The organism is Novosphingobium pokkalii (assembly GCF_014652855.1).
GTDB classification, from domain to species: Bacteria; Pseudomonadota; Alphaproteobacteria; order Sphingomonadales; family Sphingomonadaceae; genus Novosphingobium; species Novosphingobium pokkalii.
Genome location: NZ_BMZP01000002.1, coordinates 175204 through 193290, shown reverse-complemented (window position 1 = coordinate 193290; position 18087 = coordinate 175204). Strand labels below are relative to the sequence as shown.

Below are 18087 nucleotides of genomic sequence, written 5' to 3'. Positions count from 1 at the left end.
TCCCCGCAACGCCGCCGCCCCGGTCCGGGCGGAACGGCATCTTCCTCCCGGATAGCGCGAAACCCGAGATGCCGCCCCTTTCGGCGTCGCGGCACTTGTGCCATGGCGCGCGTCATATCCCGCAAGAGAGATCCGATGTCAGACCTGCTCAAGATCACCCTGCCCGATGGCTCGCTGCGTGAAGTGGCGCCGGGCACCACGCCGGCCGATATCGCCGCCGCGATCGGCCCCGGCCTCGCCAAGGCCGCCATCGGCGCGCGCGTGAATGGAGAGCTGTTCGACATCACCCGCCCGTTCGAGGGCGACGCGCAACTCGCGCTGGTCACCGCGCGGGACGAGGCCGACGCCCTGGAACTGGTGCGGCACGATTATGCCCACGTCCTGGCCGAAGCGGTGCAGGCGCTGTTCCCCGGCACGCAGATCACCTTCGGCCCGGCCACGGACGACGGGTTCTATTACGATTTCGCCCCGGCAGAACGCCCGTTCACCGAGGAAGACCTGCCGGCGATCGAGGCAGAGATGCGCAAGATCATCGCCGCCGACAAGCCGCTGCGCCGCGAAGTGTGGAGCCGTGCGGACCTGATCGCCCGCTGGACCGAGCAGGGTGAGACGTTCAAGGCGCAATGGGCGGCCGAACTGCCGGAAAACGAGGAACTGACGGTCTACTGGTCGGGCAGCGACTGGCTCGACATGTGTCGCGGGCCGCACCTCGCCTCCACCGGCAAGCTCGATCCCAATGCCTTCAAGCTGACGCGCGTGTCGGGCGCCTATTGGCGCGGCGACCAGAAGAACGCAATGCTCAGCCGCATCTATGGCACCGGCTGGCTCAACAAGAAGCAGCTCGACGCGCACCTCACCCGGCTGGAGGAAGCGGCCAAGCGCGACCACCGCAAGCTGGGCGCGGAAATGGACCTGTTCCACCTCCAGCAGGAAGCCCACGGTTCGGTGTTCTGGCACCCCAAGGGCTATCGCATCTGGCGCGAGCTCGAAGCCTACATGCGCCGCGCCATCGACGGCGCCGGCTATCGCGAGGTCAAGACCCCGCAGGTGATGGACGCGCGCCAGTGGGAGCAGTCCGGCCACTGGGGCAAGTATCGCGAAAACATGTTCGTGATCCCCGATGAAGTGCCCAACACCGACGATGAAGGCCCGGTGATCAGCGGCGAGGCCGACTGGATGGCCCTGAAGCCGATGAACTGCCCGGCCCACGTGCTGATCTTCCGCCAGGGCCTCAAGTCCTATCGCGAGCTGCCGCTGCGTCTCTATGAAAACGGCTGCTGCCACCGCAACGAGCCGCATGGCGCGCTGCACGGGCTGATGCGCGTGCGCCAGTTCACCCAGGACGACGCGCATATCTTCTGCCGCGAAGACCAGATCGTGGACGAAGTGCGCGCCTTCTGCGAACTGGCCGACCGCATCTACAAGGATTTCGGCTTCACTTATTCGATCAAGCTCGCCCTGCGCCCGGAAAAGCGCTTTGGCAGCGAAGCAATGTGGGACAAGGCCGAGGCCGAGCTGCGCGACGCCGTGGCCACCGCCGGCCTCGCCACGCCGGACTATGGCTGGGAAGAACTGCCGGGCGAAGGCGCCTTCTATGCGCCCAAGCTGGAATGGCACCTGACCGATGCGATCGGCCGCACCTGGCAGGTCGGCACGATCCAGTCCGACCGCGTGCTGCCCGAGCGGCTCGACGCGGGCTATATCGCCGAGGATGGCGAGCGCCATCGCCCGGTCATGCTGCACCGCGCGATCTTCGGTTCCTATGAACGCTTCATCGGCATCCTGATCGAGCATTTCGCCGGCAAGCTGCCCACCTGGCTGGCGCCGGTGCAGGCGGTGGTGGCCACGATCGTGTCCGACGCTGATGGCTATGCCCTGGAAGCGACCGAGGCGCTGCGCGCGGCGGGCATCCGCGTGGAAAGCGACGTGCGCAACGAAAAGATCAACTACAAGGTGCGCGAACACTCGCTGCAAAAGGTGCCCTACCTCCTGGTGGTGGGCAAGCGCGAGGCCGAGGAAGGCACCGTCGCCATCCGCCGCCTGGGCGAGCAGGCGCAGCAGGTGCTCCCGTTGGCCGAGGCGATTGCCCTGATCCGGCAGGACGGCACCCCGCCCGATCTGCGCGGCTGACCATTGGCTTGATGTGCGGGCGAGGGCCGGCCCTTGCCCGCACATCGGTTCGGCACCATAGCTTGCACCTATGGACAAGCGCCCCAGCATCGATCCGCGTGCCTTGCTCACGTTCCGCACGGTCTGCCGCGAAGGATCGATCTCGGCCGCAGCGCGCGTGCTCAACATTGCCCAGCCTTCGGTTTCGGCCGCGATTGCCCAGCTTGAGGCGCGGCTGGGCGTGCAACTGTTCGAACGCCACCAGACGGGGGTGCGTCCCACCAGCGAAGGCGCGCTGCTGGCCGAGCGCGCCGAGGCGATGCACCACGTGCTGGTGGGCGCGCAGGAGGAACTGGACAACCAGGCGCGCGGCCTGGCCGGGCCGCTGCGCATCGGCGGCACCCCCGGCGCGCTGGTCAGCCTGCTGCCGTTCGTGATCGGCCGGCTGGAGGCGCGCATCGGCCCTTGCGCGCTCAGCGTGGTGGAGCGGCCCGATGGCGTGCTGGTCGATCTGCTGCGCCAGCGCCAGATCGATCTGGCTTTCGTCACCACCGAGATCGAAGCGCCACCCCCCGATCTCGCCGAGCGCACCTTTGCCCGCGATCCCTTTGCCCTCCTGGTCGGGCGGCGCCACGATGCGCTGCCTTCGGCGGTGTCGCTGCGCGACGTGGCGGCGCTGCCATGGGTGCTGCCCGAGGCGCAGGGCGCGTTCCGCCGCCAGGTGGATGCGCTGTTCATCGCCGCGCAGACGCCGGTGCCGGCCAACGTGGTGCGCTGCGATTCGCTGCTGACCACCAAGGCGATCGTGCGGCTGAGCGACCGCATCACCATCCTGCCGCGTCAGGTGGCCGCCTCCGAACTGTCGATCGGCGTGCTGCGCGGCATCGAGATTCGCGAGGCTGCGTTCCAGCGCAGCATCGGCGTGCGCCTGCGCGCGGGGGAGGCGCCGTCGCTGGCCGCCCAGGCCCTGCTCGATGTGCTGGCGGCCCGCTATAGTCAGGAGCTATAGCAAGATAGATAGATAATATTTTGAGCCGATAGACAACTTGCGCGAAAAGGCGGCAGCGGCCCACCGCGCCCGGCCATCGGGCCTTGATCGGGGGCAACGCCAGCGCGGGAGAGCAAGCGATGCGGACCCTTATCCGCAATGTCAGTATTTTCGATGGGAGCGGCAGCGCTCCCTATGCCGGCAGCGTGCTGGTGGAGGGCGAGCGCATTGCCCGCGTCGCCGCCGGGGCCGATGCCCTCGATGGCGAAGCCTGCGACACGCGCATCGATGGCGCCGGCCGCACCCTGATGCCCGGCCTGGTCGATGCCCACGCCCATCTTACCTGGGCTTCGTCGATCGAGAAGATCTACCACCAGTTCATCCTGCCGCCCGACCAGCTCAAGGAAGCGGCCTGGCGCAACGCCCGCGTGCTGCTCGACCAGGGCTTCACCAGCCTCTATTCGGCCGGCGCACTGGTCGACGGGATCGAGCCCGAACTCGCCGCCGCAATCGCTTCGGGCGAAACGCCCGGCCCGCGCTACGTGCCCTCCACCATCGAGCGCAGCCCGGAAGGCGATGAAGGTGTCGACACCGGCAACGTGTTCAACGGCCGTGGTGCCGAGGCGATGCGCGCGTTCGTCGGCTATTGCGCGGATCAAGGCGTGAAGTCGATCAAGCTGGTCGTTTCGGGCGAAGACGCGCTCAAGCCCGGCACGGCGCAGCACGTACTCTACACGCACGAGGAAATGGCGGCGGCGGGCGAAGCCTGCCGCGAGGCCGGGCTGTGGATTGCCGCCCACGCCTATTACCCTGAAGCGATCGGCCTGGCGCTCGATGCCGGTGCGCGGGTGATCTACCACGCTTCCTATGCTGACGAGGCCGCCCTGGCGCGGATGATCGCCGCCAAGGACACCACGTTCTATGCCCCCGGCCCCGGCGTTTCGGTGGCCGCGCTGGAAGCCAATCCGCCGCCGCATGTCAACATGGCGTCGATGAAGGCCAGCGCCGCCGACCGGCTGGAGCGCGAAAAGCGCATTGTCCCCGCGCTCAAGGCGGCCGGGGTCAAGGTGCTGATCGGCGGGGACTATGGCTTCCCGTTCAATCCCAATGGCCGCAACGCCCGCGATCTGGCCCATTTCGTCGAATACTACGGCTTTACCCCGGCCGAGGCGCTGGTTTCCGCCACGCGCCTGGGCGGCGAGCTGATGGGGCTGGACGTGGGCGAGGTGCGCGAGGGCTTCCTCGCCGATCTGCTGCTGGTCGATGGCGATCCCACGCAGGACGTGGCGATCCTTCAGGACGCCACCCGGCTGGCGATGATCATGAAGGGCGGCGCACTGTACAAGGCGCCTGCCACTGCTGAGGCCGCGTAAATGAACGAGCGTTGCGATGTGGCGGTGATCGGCTGCGGGCCGGTGGGGGCGCTCGCGGCCAACCTGCTCGGCCGTGCCGGCCTGCGGGTGGTGGTGCTGGAAAAGGAGCGGGAGCATTATCCCCTGCCGCGCGCCGTCCATCTCGATCACGAGATGATGCGCCTGTTCCAGACCGCCGGCGTGATTGACCGTGTGCTGGCCGACATGGTCGCCACCGACGGGCATCTGCATGTGGGCGCCGATCACGGCGTGATCCGCTACATGGGCACGGTGGGCAAGCCCAAGCCGTTCGGCTGGTCCAACGACTATTTCTTCTACCAGCCCGAACTCGAAGCGCATCTGCGCGCCGCCTTTGCCGACAATGGCGCGATCGATCTGCGCCTGGGCGCCACGTTCACTGCGCTGGAGCAGCAGGGCGATGGCGTCACCGTGCACTATGACCAGGATGGTGCCAGCCACACCCTGGCCGCGCGCTGGGTGATCGCCACCGACGGCGCGCGCAGCCCGGTGCGCAAGGCGCTCGGCATCGCGCTCGACGATCTCGATTTCGAGGAGCCCTGGCTGGTCGTCGATGCCGAAGTCGAAGGCCCGGTCACGTTCCCGCCGATCACCGGCGTGCCGGCCGATGCCGATCTCCAGCGCCTGTCGGTGATGATGTGCGATCCGGCGCGCCCGGCCACGGTGGTGCCCGGTCGTGGCAACCATCGCCGCTGGGAATTCATGCTGCTGCCCGGCGAAGACGACCAGGCGATGATGCAGCCCGAAAAGGTGCGCGAACTGGTCGCCGCCTGGATGAAGGACGTGCCGCACACCATCGTGCGCGCCGCCACTTATCGCTTCCATGGCCTGGTGGCCGAGCGCTGGCAGGCGGGCAACGTGTTCCTGGCCGGCGATGCCGCGCACCAGACGCCGCCGTTCTTCGGCCAGGGCATGTGCCATGGCCTGCGCGACGTGGCGAACCTGGCGTGGAAGATGGACGCCATCGCCAACCACGGCGCCGATCCGGCGATCCTCGACACCTACCAGCCCGAGCGCGACCCGCACGTGCGCGGGGTGATCGGCGCGGCGGTGGCCGCCGGGCGCTATATCTGCGAACTCGATCCGGCCAAGGCCGCCGCCCGCGATGCCGCGATTCGCGCCACGGCCGCGCAAAAGGCCGGCGAGACCGCGCATGACCTGATTCCGGCGATTGCCACCGGCCTCGTCATGCCCAGCCCGGCTGCCGGCGCCCGCTTCATCCAGCCGATCCTGGCCGATGGGCGCAAGCTGGACGACGTGGCCGGGCAAGGCTGGCGCCTGTTCGTGCGGGATGACAGCGTGACGGGAACCTCTCCCCTCGTCACGCGCCTGGTGGCCGCGTCGCTCGACGATGCCGGCGCGGTCACCGCCTGGCTCGATGCCCATGGCGTCGATGCCGTCCTGCTGCGCCCCGATCACTGCGTGTTCGGCACGGCCAGCGGCACGGGCGTAGATCTGATCGAGGCGCGCGCCCGTGCGCTCGGCCTCGCACTGGAGACCGCATGATGACCGCGTTGAACCTTGCTGCGGCCCAGGCCGTGATCGAAGCCACGCTGGCCAGTGCCCGCGCCCGTGCCGCCCGGCCGCTGGCGGTGATCGTGGTCGATGCCGGGGGCCATCCCCTGGCCTTTGCGCGCGAGGATGGCGCCAGCTTTGCCCGGCTCGACATTGCCCGCGCCAAGGCCAGCGGCGCCCTGGCAATGGATGCCGATACCCGCGTGCTGGCGCAGCGCGCCGCCGGCAACCCGGTGTTTTTCCAGAGCGTGACCGTGGCGCTGGGCGGGCAGATCGCCTTTTCGCCCGGCGGCGTGCTGGTGCGCGATGCGCAGGGCCTGGTGCTGGGCGCGGTGGGCGCCAGCGGCGATACCGGCGATTGTGACGAGGAATGTGTTCTGGCCGGCCTGCGCGCCGCCGGGTTCAATCAGGAGATGGTCCCATGAAACTGCGCAGCATCGAACTGGCGCTGCCCGATCCGGCCGCTGCGGCGCGCTTCATGCTCGATATCTGGGGCATGGCGCCGGGCGAAGTGCGCGGGCAGACTCATTACCTGCGCGGCTCCGGCCCTTATCCCTATCTCGTGGCGTTCGAGCAGGCCGACGCCGAATTCGTCCGCCACACCACCTTCGTCTGCACCGCAGAGGAACTGGCCGGCATCCGCGCCAAGGCGGCGCAGGCCGGCTGGCCGCTGACCGACACGGTCTCGGCCGATCCGGGCGAAGGCCATGGCGTGATCGTGGAACTGCCCGAAGGCGAGTTGCTGCGCTTCCTGGTCGATACCACCGAAGTGGCGCCGATCACCGGGCGCGACCTGCCGGTCAAGCTCACCCATATCGTGTTCAATTCCGCCGATGCCGAAGCCTCGGGCCATGCGGTGGAAGACGTGCTCGGCTTCCGTGTGTCGGACCGCACCAAGGGCATGGTCTTCGTGCGCTGCAACGACAGCCACCATTCCACGGCCTTTGCCCGCGCCGGGTTTTCCAGCCTCAACCACATCGCGTTCGAGATGGAAGACCTGGATGCGGTGATGCGCGGCATCGGCCGCATGCGCGACCATGGCTTTGCCCCCGCTTGGGGGCCGGGGCGCCACGGTCCGGGCGCCAATGTCTATGCCTATTACATCGCGCCGTTCGGCCCGGTGATCGAATATTCCACTGCCGTGGAAAAGGTGCCCGACGATTATCAGGCGGGCGCCCCCGAAGACTGGACCTGGCCGCCCAATCGCATCGACCAGTGGGGCATTTCCGACAAGGATTTCGACGGCCTGCGCAAGGCCGAGGAACGCTTCCGCTTCCGCCGCGAATGGCAGCCGGCTGCACCGGCCGCAAATCTGGCCTGATTCTCGGGGCCTGAACCGAATTTTTCCGGAGTGATCCCAACGTCATGACCCGTCTCATCAGCTTCCGCCGCCCCGATGGCCAGCCCAGCTTCGGCCGCCTCGATGGGCAAACCGTGCACGATCTCGGCGCGGCGGGCGGCCCGGCCTTCCTCAAGGACGTGATCGACCAGGACCTGGCCGCCCTGCCCGCCACGGGCACGTTTGCCCTGGCCGATGTCCGCCTGCTGCCGGTGGTGCCCAACCCCACCAAGATCCTCTGCGTCGGCCTCAACTATGCCACCCACGTGGCCGAGACCGGCCGCGAGCAGAAGGAATTCCCGGCGATCTTCACCCGCTGGGCCGATACCCTGATCGCCGATGGCGAACCGCTGGTGCGCCCGCGCGAGACCGAACGGTTCGACTATGAAGGCGAACTCGCCGTGGTCATCGGCAAGGGCGGGCGCCGCATCGCGCGGGCCGATGCCATGGCCCATGTCGCCGGCTTCTCGATCTTCAACGATGGCTCGGCCCGCGATTGGCAGCGCCACAACATCCAGTTCACGCCGGGCAAGAACTATCCCGCCACCGGCGCGTTCGGTCCGGCGTTGGTCCTGGCCGACGAGATCGACGATCTTGCCAGCCAGCGCGTGCAGACCCGCCTCAACGGCGAACTGGTCCAGGACCAGCCGATCAGCGACATGATCTGGGATATCCCGTTCGTGATCGAATATTGCAGCACGTTCACGCCGCTGGAGCCGGGCGATGTCATCGTCACCGGCACGCCGGGCGGCGTGGGCGATAAGCGCAAGCCGCCGCTCTACATGAAGGCCGGCGATGTTTGCGAGGTTTCCGTGGGCGTGATCGGTACGCTGACCAACCCGGTCATCGACGAAATCTGATCCACCCGACCCGTCCCATCCATGCCACCGCGCCCGCATAACGGCGGGCGCGGACCGATAAACACATGCCCATTGGGGAGAGAAGAACCATGAATTTGCGCCATAGAACCGCCCTGCTGACCGGACTTTCCCTGGCCGTGCTCACCACGCCCGCCCTGGCCCAGACGGCCGCGCCCGCTGCCCCTCAGGCGACGGATGCCGCGTCCGACGGCGCCATCGTCGTGACCGCGCAGCGCCGCGCCGAAAAGGTGACGGAAGTGCCGATCTCGATCACCGTCGCCGATGCCAGCCAGCTCGAACGCCAGCAGGTCAACACCGTCAACGACCTGAACCGCATTGCCCCCAGCCTGGAAATCCAGTCCGCGCCGGGGCAGAACACCGGTGGCGGCGGCGCGATCCGCGGCATCGGCACACAGACCTTCTCGCCCGGCGCGGTTGCCTCGGTCGGCGTGGTGGTCGACCAGGTCAGCCAGGGCAATGCCAACATTTCCGACCTGTTCGACGTGGCCCGCATCGAAGTGCTGAAAGGTCCGCAGGGCACCCTGTTCGGCCTGACCACTTCGGCCGGGGTGATCAACATCACCACCAACAAGCCCGAATTCGGCAAGGTTTCGGTACGCATGCGCACCGAGTTGTCGGCGGCTGGCTTTGCCGGATCGCAATCGGGCAACCAGGTGGTCCAGGGCGTGGCCAACGTGCCGATCGCCGATAACGCCGCGATCCGCGTGGCCGGCTATGCCAACCTGCGCCAGGGGCCGGACTACAACGTGACCACTGGCAAGTATGACAAGAACGAGACCATGGGCGGCCGCGCCCACCTGCTGTGGGAACCCACCGACAAGCTGACGGTCAACCTGATCGGCGACTATTCCGATACCCGCACCACCAACGGCGGCAACTTCTTCACCTTCCTGCACAGCGAGACCTTTGCCGATGCGCTGGCCGCGTGTGGCGTCACGCCGGGCACTGGAAACCGCAACTACTGCACGTCTGAACAGTATACCGATCGTACCTACGGCGGCGGTGCCTCGCTGCAACTGGACTACCAGTTCGAGCCGTTCACGCTGACTTCGATCAGTGCCTATCGCGGTTCACACGAACAAGGTTCGGGCGTGGCCTACAATGTGTTTCGTGCAGACACTTTGCCGGTGAATGTCCACAACTCCTACGTCGACCGTCCGCTTGATCTGGTCACCCAGGAAGTGCGCCTGTCCTCGCCGGCCAACCAGACGGTGGAATATACCGTGGGCGGGTTCTATTCGCGCCAGATTCAACATCGCGGCCAAGAAGGCGCGACCGTGGTGCTGTTCGGCCAGTCGGTTCCTTCGACGCCGGTCAATGCCTATCGAGTCAGCGACGAATCGATCGCCGCGTTTGGACAGATGACCGTTCACGTGAACGACAAACTGCGCCTGATTGCCGGCGGTCGTTACACCGACGACGTGCTGTCCTTGCAGTTGCAGAACGATGCCGGCACCGCCATTGCCTCCACCACCCGCCTGCACATGGGCAAGGTTTCGTGGAAGGGTGGCGTCCAGTACGATATCGATCCGCGCACCATGGCCTACGCCACGGTGGCGCGCGGCTTCAAGGGCGGGCAGATCGCCACGCCGTCCGATGCCGATCCCTATATCGTCCTGCCGGAAATCCCCACGTCCTATGAACTGGGTTTCAAGACCACGCTGTTTCGCAGTTGGGTGCTCGATGCCAGCCTGTTCTATCAGAAGATCCAGAACTTCCAGGCGCAGCAGTGCACGGTAGACAAGGTCACCACGGTCATTTCGTGCGTTCAGACCAATATCGACGGGGTCAAGTCGCGCGGGGCGGAAATCAACCTGTTCGGCAAGATCAACCGCGATCTGTCGCTCAACACCGGGTTCATCTGGTCCAAGGCGACCTATCCCAAGGGCTATATCGGCACCGACGGTTCCGACATCGGCGGCACCCAACTTGCCTATGCGCCAGAGTTCAAGTTCACCGCTGCGGGCGAATATTCCCACGACGTGGGCCACGATCTCAAGGGCTTCCTGGCAGTCGACGGCGTGTGGAAGTCGCGCCTGCGGTATGAAGCCAATTCTTATGCCGGCTCCACCTTCGGCCCGCACTGGATCACCGGTGGCCGGATCGGCGTGCGCACCGCCGACGAACGCTTCACCCTGGCGGTGTTCGCCCGCAACCTGTTCAACGTTCACGAACCCTCGCTGATCCAGACCAGCTTCCCGTTCGGGGCCGAGGCGAACACTGGCGCCATCTATGGCCCGCAGTCGTTCCGCTCGGTGGGCCTGTCGCTCGACGGCAAGTTCTGATTTGGTAGCGTCAGCCCACACCAGGCCGCCCCGCAAGTCCATGCGGGGCGGCCCTGTCCGTTCCCTGTCCAGAGAAAGTCGCCATGCCGTTTGAACCGACCCGTGCCGCGATTGCCGCCATGGGCACCACGCTCACGCCCGATCTGCTGGGCCGGGTGCGCGCGCTCTACGATGCCGAGCAGGCGGCGCTGGTCCGGGCCGTGCCGGCGGCGGCCACCGACCTGGCCTATGGCCCGCACGAACGCCATCGGCTCGATCTCTATGGCGCGGCAGACGGCGCGCTCAAGCCGGTGCTGGTCTTCGTGCATGGCGGGGGCTTCCTGCGCGGGGACAAGGGTGGAAGCCAAGCCGAGACCTGGCCCAATGCCTCGGTCGGCCGCATGGCCGCGCAGGCCGGCCTGATCGGCGCGGTGATCAACTATCGCCTGGCGCCCGATCACACCTGGCCGGCCGGCTCGGAAGACGTGCTCGCCGCGCTTGATTGGCTGGTGGCCCATGTCGCCGATCATGGCGGCGATCCGCAGCGCATCGTGCTGATGGGAACGTCCGCCGGCGCGGTCCACGTGGCCGGGGCAATCCGGCTGCGCCCCGATCTCGCCGTGCGCGGGGCGGTGCTGCTCTCGGGCCTCTATGGCCATACCCCGCTCGATGAACGTGACATGGCCTATTACGGCCCGGCCGAAAGCTATGCCGCGCGCGCCCCGCGTGAAGCCATGGCCACCACCGCGCTGCCGCTGCTGGTGGCGATTGCCGAATTCGATCCGCCCCGGTTCCAGGCCGAATACCTTGGCCTGATGGCCGATCGCCTGGCCCGCCACGGCACCATGCCGCGCGCGCATGTCGCCTCGGGCCACAACCACTATTCCATGGCCATGCACCTGGGCACCGCCGATCGCCGCCTGGCTGACGAGATCGTGGCCTTCGTGCGTGAAACCTGCGCCTGAAACAGAAAGATTTCCCGATGCTTGATCGCCGCACCATGATCGCCAGCGCCGCCGCGCTGGCTGCCAGCTCGCCTGCTCTGGGCAAGGTTGCCAAGGCAGCAAAGGCTGCCGCTGCGCCCACGTTCCCGCAGGGCTTCCTGTGGGGCGCCTCCACCGCGCCGCACCAGATCGAGGGCAACAACACCGCCAGCGATCTGTGGTTCATCGAGAACCAGCAGCCCACCGTGTTCGTCGCGCCGTCGGGCGATGCGGCCAACAGCCTGCTGCTGTGGGAGCAGGATCTCGACCTTGCCAAGGGCATGGGCCTCAACACTTATCGCTTCGGCATCGAATGGGCGCGGATCGAGCCGGAGAAGGGCCTGTTCTCGCAGGCCATGCTTGATCACTATGCCCGCGTGATCGACGGCTGCCGCGCGCGCGGCCTCGCCCCGGTGGTCACGTTCAGCCACTTTACCGCGCCGCGCTGGTTTTCCGCAAAAGGTGGCTGGGCCAATCCGGAGAGCGCGAGCCTGTTCGCGCGCTTTGCCGACAAGGCCGCCCGCCACTTCGCGGACCGCATCCACGCCGCGATCACTTTCAACGAACCCAACATCCTGCTGCTGTTGCAGAACGCCAATGTGCCGCCGCAACTGTGGGACATCCAGAAGCTGACGCTGGAAACCGCTGCCAAGCGCCTGGGCGTGCCGCGCTTCCTCTGCGCCAACGTGGCGGGCAAGGACGATCTGCCCGATCTGCAACGCGGGCTGCTCGCCGCGCACAAGGCCGGCAAGGCGGCGATCAAGGCGGCCGCGCCCAGCCTGCCGGTGGGCTTCTCGCTGGCGATGATGGATGACCAGGCGGTGGGCCAGGGTTCGCAGCGCGACATGCGCCGCCAGCAGATGTACGGCACTTGGCTGGAAGTGGCCAAGGGCGACGATTTCCTTGGCGTGCAGAACTATGAGCGCGCGCTGTGGGGGCCGCAGGGCCGCCTGCCGGCGCCGGCCGGATCGGTGGTCAACTGGTCGGGCAGCGAAGTCTGGGCGCCCTCGCTGGCGGGCGCGGTGCGCTATGCCCACGCGGCCACCGGCGTGCCGATCCTGGTCAGCGAACATGGCGTGGGCACCGATGACGACAGCATCCGCGCCGCGTTCATTCCGGCCGCACTCACCCACCTGAAAGCCGCGATCGACGATGGCGTGCCGGTGCTCGGCTATTGCCACTGGAGCCTGATCGACAACTTCGAATGGATCTTCGGCTATAAGCCCAAGTTCGGCCTGGCCAGCTATGACCCGGTCACCTTCGCCCGCACCCCCAAGCCCAGCGCGGCGGTGCTGGGGGCGATCGCACGAGCCAATCGCGTGTGATTTCGCGGCTCTGAAAAGATCGCAGGCATGAAAAAGCCCGGCTGGCACAGCACCAGCCGGGCTTTTTCAATGTTCGATAAACGGCCGATCAGGCCAGCGCGGCCTTGAGATCGTCCACCAGGTCGGTGCGTTCCCACGGGAACAGATCGCCTTCGGGGGTGCGGCCAAAGTGGCCATAGGCCGCCGTCACGCCATAGATCGGCTTGTTGAGCGAGAGCCCGGTGCGGATGCCGCGCGGGGTCAGGCCGCCCAGACGCGCCTTGGCCACGGCTTCCACCGCGCGTTCCAGCGCAGCGTCGTCCACCGTGCCGGTGCCATGGGTATCGACATAGAGCGACAGCGGCTGCGACACGCCGATGGCATAGGCCACCTGGATCGTGCAGCGCTTGGCCAGGCCCGCCGCGACGATGTTCTTGGCGATATAGCGCGTCACATAGGCGGCCGAACGGTCCACCTTGGTGGGATCCTTGCCCGAAAACGCGCCGCCGCCATGGGGCGCCGCGCCGCCATAGGTATCGACGATGATCTTGCGCCCGGTCAGGCCCGCGTCGCCATCCGGGCCGCCGATCTCGAAGCTGCCGGTGGGGTTGATGTGATAGACCGTCTGGTCCGACAGCAGCTCGGCCGGGATCACCGCGGCCACGGCCTGCTTCACCCAGGCTTTCAGCTCGGCATCCTTGGCGCCTTCGTCATAGCCCGGCTTGTGCTGGGTGGAGACGACGATGGCGGTGCAGGCGGCGGGGCGGCCATCCTGGAAGCGCAGGGTCACCTGGCTCTTGGCGTCGGGCTCCAGGAACGGGGCCGCGCCGGTATGGCGGTCCTGCGCCAGGCGCTGGAGAATCTTGTGGCTGTAATCCAGCGTCGCCGGCATCAGATCGGGCGTCTCGTCGCAGGCAAAGCCGAACATGATGCCCTGGTCGCCGGCGCCTTCGTCCTTGTTCTCGCCCGCGTCCACGCCCTGCGCGATGTGGGCCGATTGCGCGTGCAGGTTGTTTTCAAAGCGGAAGGTTTCCCAGTGGAAGCCATCCTGCTCATAGCCGATGCGCTTGACCGTGGCGCGCACCACGGCTTCCACTTCCTCGCGCACGCCGGGCGCCCATTCGCCGCTGGTGTCCATGATGCCGCGCCCGCGAATCTCGCCGGCCAGCACCACCAGGTTGGTGGTGGTCAGGGTTTCACAGGCAATGCGGGCTTCGGGGTCCTTGCTCAGGAACAGGTCGACGATGGCGTCGCTGATCTGGTCCGCCACCTTGTCGGGATGGCCTTCGGAGACGCTTTCGGAAGTGAACAGGTAATCGCTGCGCATGGGCAAAGGGTCCGATATAAAGCAATCTTTATGTCCCGCCTCTAGCGCGGGCGGCGGCGCGAGGCAACCAGCGCGGCCAAAAGAAGCGCTGCGGCCCACAAAAGCGGCAATATGTTGCCCATTCGCGCAAACGGCGTAGGGGCCAGCGCGGGGGGCACCAATCCTTCGAGCCGGCCGGCGACGTGGCGGGGGACAAACCCGCGCACCCCGCCGCGCGCGTCGATCACCGCGGAAATGCCGTTGGTGGTGGCGCGCAGCACCGGCAGCCCTTCCTCGATCGCGCGCAGCCGCGCCTGGGCCAGGTGCTGCGGCGGGCCCCAGGCGCCGAACCAGCCATCGTTGGTGGGGTTGAACAGCAGCGCGGGGCGATGCGCGCGGTCCACCACCTGGCCGGAAAAGACGATTTCATAGCAGATCTGCACGCCCACGCGCGGCAGGCCCAGCGCCGAAAAATCCAGCGTGCGCGGCCCCGGTCCGGACCAGTAGTCGAAATCGCCGGCGACCAGCCGTGAGAGGCCGAGCGGCGTGAGCAGGCCGCGCATCGGCAGGTATTCGCCATAAGGCACGAGATGCGCCTTGGCATAGCTGGCACGGATCGTGCCCTGGCTGTCGAGCGCGGTGACCACGTTCCAGGCGCCGATCGGCATGGTCGCCGGCCCGGCATCTGGCGGGAACGTCATGTCCACCGCCCCGGTCAGCAGCAGTGCGCCCGGCCCGATCACCCGGCCCATGCGCGCGCGCGCCAGCCCCGGATCGCCGCCATAGGTGGTGCCGGCATACCAGGCGCGGGGATAGCCCGGTTGCAGGTAATCGGGCACCGCGCTTTCGGGCCAGAGCACCAGGCGCCGCTGCCCCGGCTGGCGCGGCAGGCTGAGCGCGGCGAGCCGCTGGAACTGCGCTTCATAGCGGGTGGCGTCGTTGATCTCGTCCTGGCCGATATCGGGCTGGACCAGAGTGAACGGCACGGTGCCCACCGCGTTCTGCCCGCCCAGCGGCAGCAGGAACAGCACGGCCGGCAGGGCAAGATGCGCGGCGGCCAGGCCCCAGCGGCGCTGCGCCCCGGCGCGCAAGGCAAACAGCCATTGACCGGCGAGCAGCACGACCAGCCCCGAAAGCGCATAAGTGCCCAGCCAGGGCAGCGCACGGGCAAGGCCGGGGCGATCGAACCCGCCCAGCGCGGTGGCCGCCAGCGGGTTCCACGGAAAGCCGGTGCAGACCCAGCCGCGCGCCCATTCGGTCACGATCCACAGCGCGGCCAGCGTCGGCACCGGCGCCGCGCGCCAGCGCCGCCCCAGCCACCAGGCGCCCAGCGTGGCAGCGGCGGGAAACAGCGCAAGATAGACCGCCAGCAGCAGCACCGCGATCCAGCCCAGCCAGGCCGGCATCTGCGCCTGATAGGTAAAGGCCGTGGCGATCCAGCCATTGCCCACCGAAAAGTGGCCCCAGCCCCACAGCTCGCCCACCAGAAGGGCCTGCCATGCCCCGCGCGCGCGCTGCATCCGCGCCGCCAGCACGGCGAGCCCGAGCAGGGTCAGCGGCCACCATCCCAGCGGGGCAAAGCCCAGCGCCGCCAGGCCACCGGCACCCACCAGCACGGCCACTTCTCCACGGCGGGACAGACGATCATCACCCAGCGCGAGCAGCGCGGCGAAACGGGAGCGGAGCCAGGCCTTCATTGCCCGGTTCTATGCGGCGGCCGGCGGGGGAGGGCAAGCGCGCTTGCGGCAGAGCGAGGCCACCCTCGAGGGCAAGCGGCGCGGCTGCATACGAAAAAGGCGCCCGGGATGCGGGCGCCTTCTCGTTGTTTTCACCTGGCCGGGTTTCAGCCCTCGGCGCTTTCCGGCAAGGGGTTCTTGCGCGGGCGGCCGCGACGCTTGGGCGCCGGCGCGTCTTCGGCCGCAGGGGCAGGCTCGGCGGCCGGAGCCGGAGCAGGTGCCGGGGCTTCGGCTGCCGGGGCCGGCGCGGGTTCGCTGCGCACGCCGATGGCGGGCGGCAGGCTGGCCGGATCGAGCCCTTCGCTGGCCGGCGCGCTGCGGCGCGGACGGCGCTCGGTGCGCTGGCGCGTCCCGCGCGGGCTGCGGCTTTCGCGGATGAACGGGTTGTCGCTGCCGTCGGTCACCGGCTCGCCTTCGTCGGCGCGCACGCCTTCGAGCGGCACGGGCTGGTCGGCCACGGCCTCGCCCGGCGCGGCGGCCTGGGCGGACGGGCGGCGTTCCTCGAAGCGACGGCGGGGCGAACCGCGATCGTTTCCACGATCGCCATCGGCGTTGCGGTCTTGGCGGTCACCCCGGTCGGCGCGCTCGCTGCGGTCCTGCCGTTCGGGGCGATCCTGACGTTCCGGGCGCTCTTGGCGTTCGGACCGTTCCGGCCGATCCTGGTTGCGCGCTTCGCGCTCCTCGCGGCGGACATAGGGACGATCGAACGCGGGGAAATCGCCTTCGATCGAGAAGTCCATGCCGTCGTCCTCGGCCTCGCCCTCGTTCCAGCGCTCGCCATTGCCGCTGTGGCGCTGGCGGGCTTCTTCCTGGCGCAGCCGGGTGTCGGCGATCACGCGGAAATAGTGATCGGCAAATTGCAGATAGTATTCGGCCTGGACGCGATCCCCGTTGAGGTGGGCATCCTGCGCCATCTTGCGATACTTTTCGAGCAACTGCGGGGCATTGCCCCGGGCGCGGCTGTCGATACGGTTGAGCTGCTGGCCGCCACCTTGCGGACGGTTGTTACCGCGGCCGCGCCGGCGGTTGTTCCCACGATTGTTGTTCAACTCAGGCACGTCCTTGTTTGGGGCGGCTGTCGGTATCTTGTGCTGATCCTGTCGCCGCGCAACCCTCCGCCACGCGCCCGCAACGCGCGGGTGCGCAGATTCCCAGCATCTGCCAGCCGGAAGCCCCTGCAAGAGGGCCGATGCGGGCGCAAATGGTGGAGTCGGCCGGGACGGGAAGCCTTCATCCGTCGCCCTGCCTAGGGGGACAATTAGTGATCGCCGGGCGGCTTGCCAAGCGAAATGTTGGGACAAAACGTGATTTCCACAGCCCTGTCGCGCCCGGCAAGATCGGGATGAACCCGAGCGGAGAGGCCATGGGCCTGCGCCAGGGCCATGACGGCGGCGCCCTGCTGCCAGCCGATTTCCACCACGGCAAGCCCGCCCGGCGCCAGAAGATCAGGCAGTTGCGGCACCAGCACGGCATAGTCGGCCATGCCGTCAGGCCCGGCGAACAGCGCGCTGGCCGGCTCGAAATCGCGCACATCGGGATCGAGCGGCGCGGCCTCTTCCACATAGGGCGGATTGGCCAGGATCAGGTCGAACCGGCCCAGCGCCACGGCCCAGTTGGGCTTGGTCCAGTCGCCCGGCTGCATCCGCGCGCGCGCGTCCAGCCCCAGCCGCAGCGCATTGCCCGCCGCCACCACGCGCGCCGCGTCGGATCGCTCGATGCCCGTGCCCATGGCCTGGGGCCACAGCGAAAGCGCCGCCAGCAGCAGCGCGCCCGAGCCAGTGCCGAGATCGAGAATCCGAGCCGGGGGGCGTCCTTCCAGCGCGCGCTGCGCCACTTCGATCAAGGTCTCGCTGTCGCCGCGTGGGATCAGCACGGCCGGGCTTACGGCCAGTTCCAGGCCATAGAATTCCTGGGTGCCGGTGATGTAGGCCACCGGCTCATGCGCCTGCCGCCGCGCCACCAGCACGGCAAACCCCGCCGGCTCGGGCGCATCCATCTGCCGCAGCAGCACATCGGTGCGGGTGCATCCCAGCGCATGGGCCATCAGCACTTCGGCATCGAGGCGCGCGGTGCCGCTGGTGGGGGCGAGGGTTTGTGCGGCTTGGAACAGCGCTTGGCGGACGGTTCGTGCGTGGCTTCCACCACCCCCAACCCCCTCCTCTGAAGAGGAGGGGGCTTTTGCTGCGTTCTCCTCCCCCTCCTCTTCAGAGGAGGGGGGCGGGGGGTGGTGGGAAGCCTTGCGCCGCCCCGGCCAGCGATCCGCCAATCCCT

Annotated in this window: 14 protein-coding genes; 10 read left to right on the top strand and 4 right to left on the bottom strand. The window is 68.0% G+C overall.

Annotation, left to right across the window (positions count from 1 at the left end):
• Window positions 1-135 precede the first annotated feature (135 nt).
• The 10 genes from thrS to IE191_RS02795 all read left to right on the top strand — a co-directional run bounded on the left by thrS (window position 136) and on the right by IE191_RS02795 (window position 12795).
• Window positions 136-2130, top strand: a complete 1995-nt coding sequence (gene thrS / locus IE191_RS02840; RefSeq protein WP_191322833.1) for a threonine--tRNA ligase — start codon at window positions 136-138, stop codon at window positions 2128-2130.
• A gap of 70 nt (window positions 2131-2200) precedes the next feature.
• A complete protein-coding gene (locus tag IE191_RS02835; protein ID WP_191322832.1) occupies window positions 2201-3118 on the top strand; it encodes a LysR family transcriptional regulator in 918 nt (305 codons plus the stop codon).
• 119 nt (window positions 3119-3237) lie between these two features.
• Window positions 3238-4470, top strand: a complete 1233-nt coding sequence (locus IE191_RS02830; RefSeq protein ID WP_191322831.1) for an amidohydrolase family protein — start codon at window positions 3238-3240, stop codon at window positions 4468-4470.
• Window positions 4471-5994 carry a bifunctional 3-(3-hydroxy-phenyl)propionate/3-hydroxycinnamic acid hydroxylase gene (locus IE191_RS02825; RefSeq protein ID WP_191322830.1) on the top strand — a complete coding sequence of 508 codons (1524 nt, stop codon included), beginning with the start codon at window positions 4471-4473 and terminating at the stop codon, window positions 5992-5994. It begins immediately after the preceding gene.
• Window positions 5994-6428 (top strand): GlcG/HbpS family heme-binding protein, encoded by a 435-nt coding sequence (locus tag IE191_RS02820; RefSeq protein WP_191322829.1) that lies wholly within the window; start codon window positions 5994-5996, stop codon window positions 6426-6428. The genes IE191_RS02825 and IE191_RS02820 overlap by 1 nt, the downstream gene beginning before the upstream one ends.
• Window positions 6425-7324 carry a VOC family protein gene (locus IE191_RS02815; RefSeq protein WP_191322828.1) on the top strand — a complete coding sequence of 300 codons (900 nt, stop codon included), beginning with the start codon at window positions 6425-6427 and terminating at the stop codon, window positions 7322-7324. Before IE191_RS02820 ends, IE191_RS02815 begins: the two co-directional genes overlap by 4 nt.
• A gap of 44 nt (window positions 7325-7368) precedes the next feature.
• Window positions 7369-8202, top strand: a complete 834-nt coding sequence (locus tag IE191_RS02810) for a fumarylacetoacetate hydrolase family protein (RefSeq protein WP_191322827.1) — start codon at window positions 7369-7371, stop codon at window positions 8200-8202.
• 89 nt (window positions 8203-8291) lie between these two features.
• On the top strand, window positions 8292-10508 hold the full coding sequence (locus tag IE191_RS02805) for a TonB-dependent receptor (protein WP_191322826.1): 2217 nt from the start codon (window positions 8292-8294) through the stop codon (window positions 10506-10508).
• Window positions 10509-10591: 83 nt separating this feature from the next.
• On the top strand, window positions 10592-11452 hold the full coding sequence (locus IE191_RS02800; RefSeq protein ID WP_191322825.1) for an alpha/beta hydrolase: 861 nt from the start codon (window positions 10592-10594) through the stop codon (window positions 11450-11452).
• A 17-nt stretch (window positions 11453-11469) separates the two neighbouring features.
• Window positions 11470-12795, top strand: a complete 1326-nt coding sequence (locus tag IE191_RS02795; protein ID WP_191322824.1) for a family 1 glycosylhydrolase — start codon at window positions 11470-11472, stop codon at window positions 12793-12795.
• Window positions 12796-12883: 88 nt separating this feature from the next.
• Here the strand turns inward: IE191_RS02795 and metK are convergent, their stop codons facing one another.
• The 4 genes from metK to prmC all read right to left on the bottom strand — a co-directional run bounded on the left by metK (window position 12884) and on the right by prmC (window position 17926).
• On the bottom strand, window positions 12884-14101 hold the full coding sequence (metK, locus tag IE191_RS02790) for a methionine adenosyltransferase (RefSeq protein ID WP_191322823.1): 1218 nt from the start codon (window positions 14099-14101) through the stop codon (window positions 12884-12886).
• A gap of 41 nt (window positions 14102-14142) precedes the next feature.
• Complete coding sequence (gene lnt, locus IE191_RS02785; protein ID WP_191322822.1) at window positions 14143-15777, bottom strand: apolipoprotein N-acyltransferase; 1635 nt, start codon at window positions 15775-15777, stop codon at window positions 14143-14145.
• 146 nt (window positions 15778-15923) lie between these two features.
• A complete protein-coding gene (locus IE191_RS02780) occupies window positions 15924-16865 on the bottom strand; it encodes a DUF4167 domain-containing protein (protein ID WP_191322821.1) in 942 nt (313 codons plus the stop codon).
• A gap of 209 nt (window positions 16866-17074) precedes the next feature.
• On the bottom strand, window positions 17075-17926 hold the full coding sequence (prmC, locus tag IE191_RS02775) for a peptide chain release factor N(5)-glutamine methyltransferase (protein ID WP_229815088.1): 852 nt from the start codon (window positions 17924-17926) through the stop codon (window positions 17075-17077).
• Between the last annotated feature and the right edge of the window lie 161 nt (window positions 17927-18087).

What these genes read in the sequence shown, in the direction of transcription:
- IE191_RS02830 (WP_191322831.1), top strand. Translation starts at nt 3,238, where the DNA reads ATGCGGACCCTTATCCGCAATGTCAGTATTTTCGATGGGAGCGGCAGC.
- IE191_RS02810 (WP_191322827.1), top strand. Translation starts at nt 7,369, where the DNA reads ATGACCCGTCTCATCAGCTTCCGCCGCCCCGATGGCCAGCCCAGCTTC.
- IE191_RS02825 (WP_191322830.1), top strand. Translation starts at nt 4,471, where the DNA reads ATGAACGAGCGTTGCGATGTGGCGGTGATCGGCTGCGGGCCGGTGGGG.
- IE191_RS02805 (WP_191322826.1), top strand. Translation starts at nt 8,292, where the DNA reads ATGAATTTGCGCCATAGAACCGCCCTGCTGACCGGACTTTCCCTGGCC.
- IE191_RS02835 (WP_191322832.1), top strand. Translation starts at nt 2,201, where the DNA reads ATGGACAAGCGCCCCAGCATCGATCCGCGTGCCTTGCTCACGTTCCGC.
- metK (WP_191322823.1), bottom strand. Translation starts at nt 14,101, where the DNA reads ATGCGCAGCGATTACCTGTTCACTTCCGAAAGCGTCTCCGAAGGCCAT.
- thrS (WP_191322833.1), top strand. Translation starts at nt 136, where the DNA reads ATGTCAGACCTGCTCAAGATCACCCTGCCCGATGGCTCGCTGCGTGAA.
- lnt (WP_191322822.1), bottom strand. Translation starts at nt 15,777, where the DNA reads ATGAAGGCCTGGCTCCGCTCCCGTTTCGCCGCGCTGCTCGCGCTGGGT.
- IE191_RS02795 (WP_191322824.1), top strand. Translation starts at nt 11,470, where the DNA reads ATGCTTGATCGCCGCACCATGATCGCCAGCGCCGCCGCGCTGGCTGCC.
- IE191_RS02800 (WP_191322825.1), top strand. Translation starts at nt 10,592, where the DNA reads ATGCCGTTTGAACCGACCCGTGCCGCGATTGCCGCCATGGGCACCACG.
- IE191_RS02820 (WP_191322829.1), top strand. Translation starts at nt 5,994, where the DNA reads ATGACCGCGTTGAACCTTGCTGCGGCCCAGGCCGTGATCGAAGCCACG.
- IE191_RS02815 (WP_191322828.1), top strand. Translation starts at nt 6,425, where the DNA reads ATGAAACTGCGCAGCATCGAACTGGCGCTGCCCGATCCGGCCGCTGCG.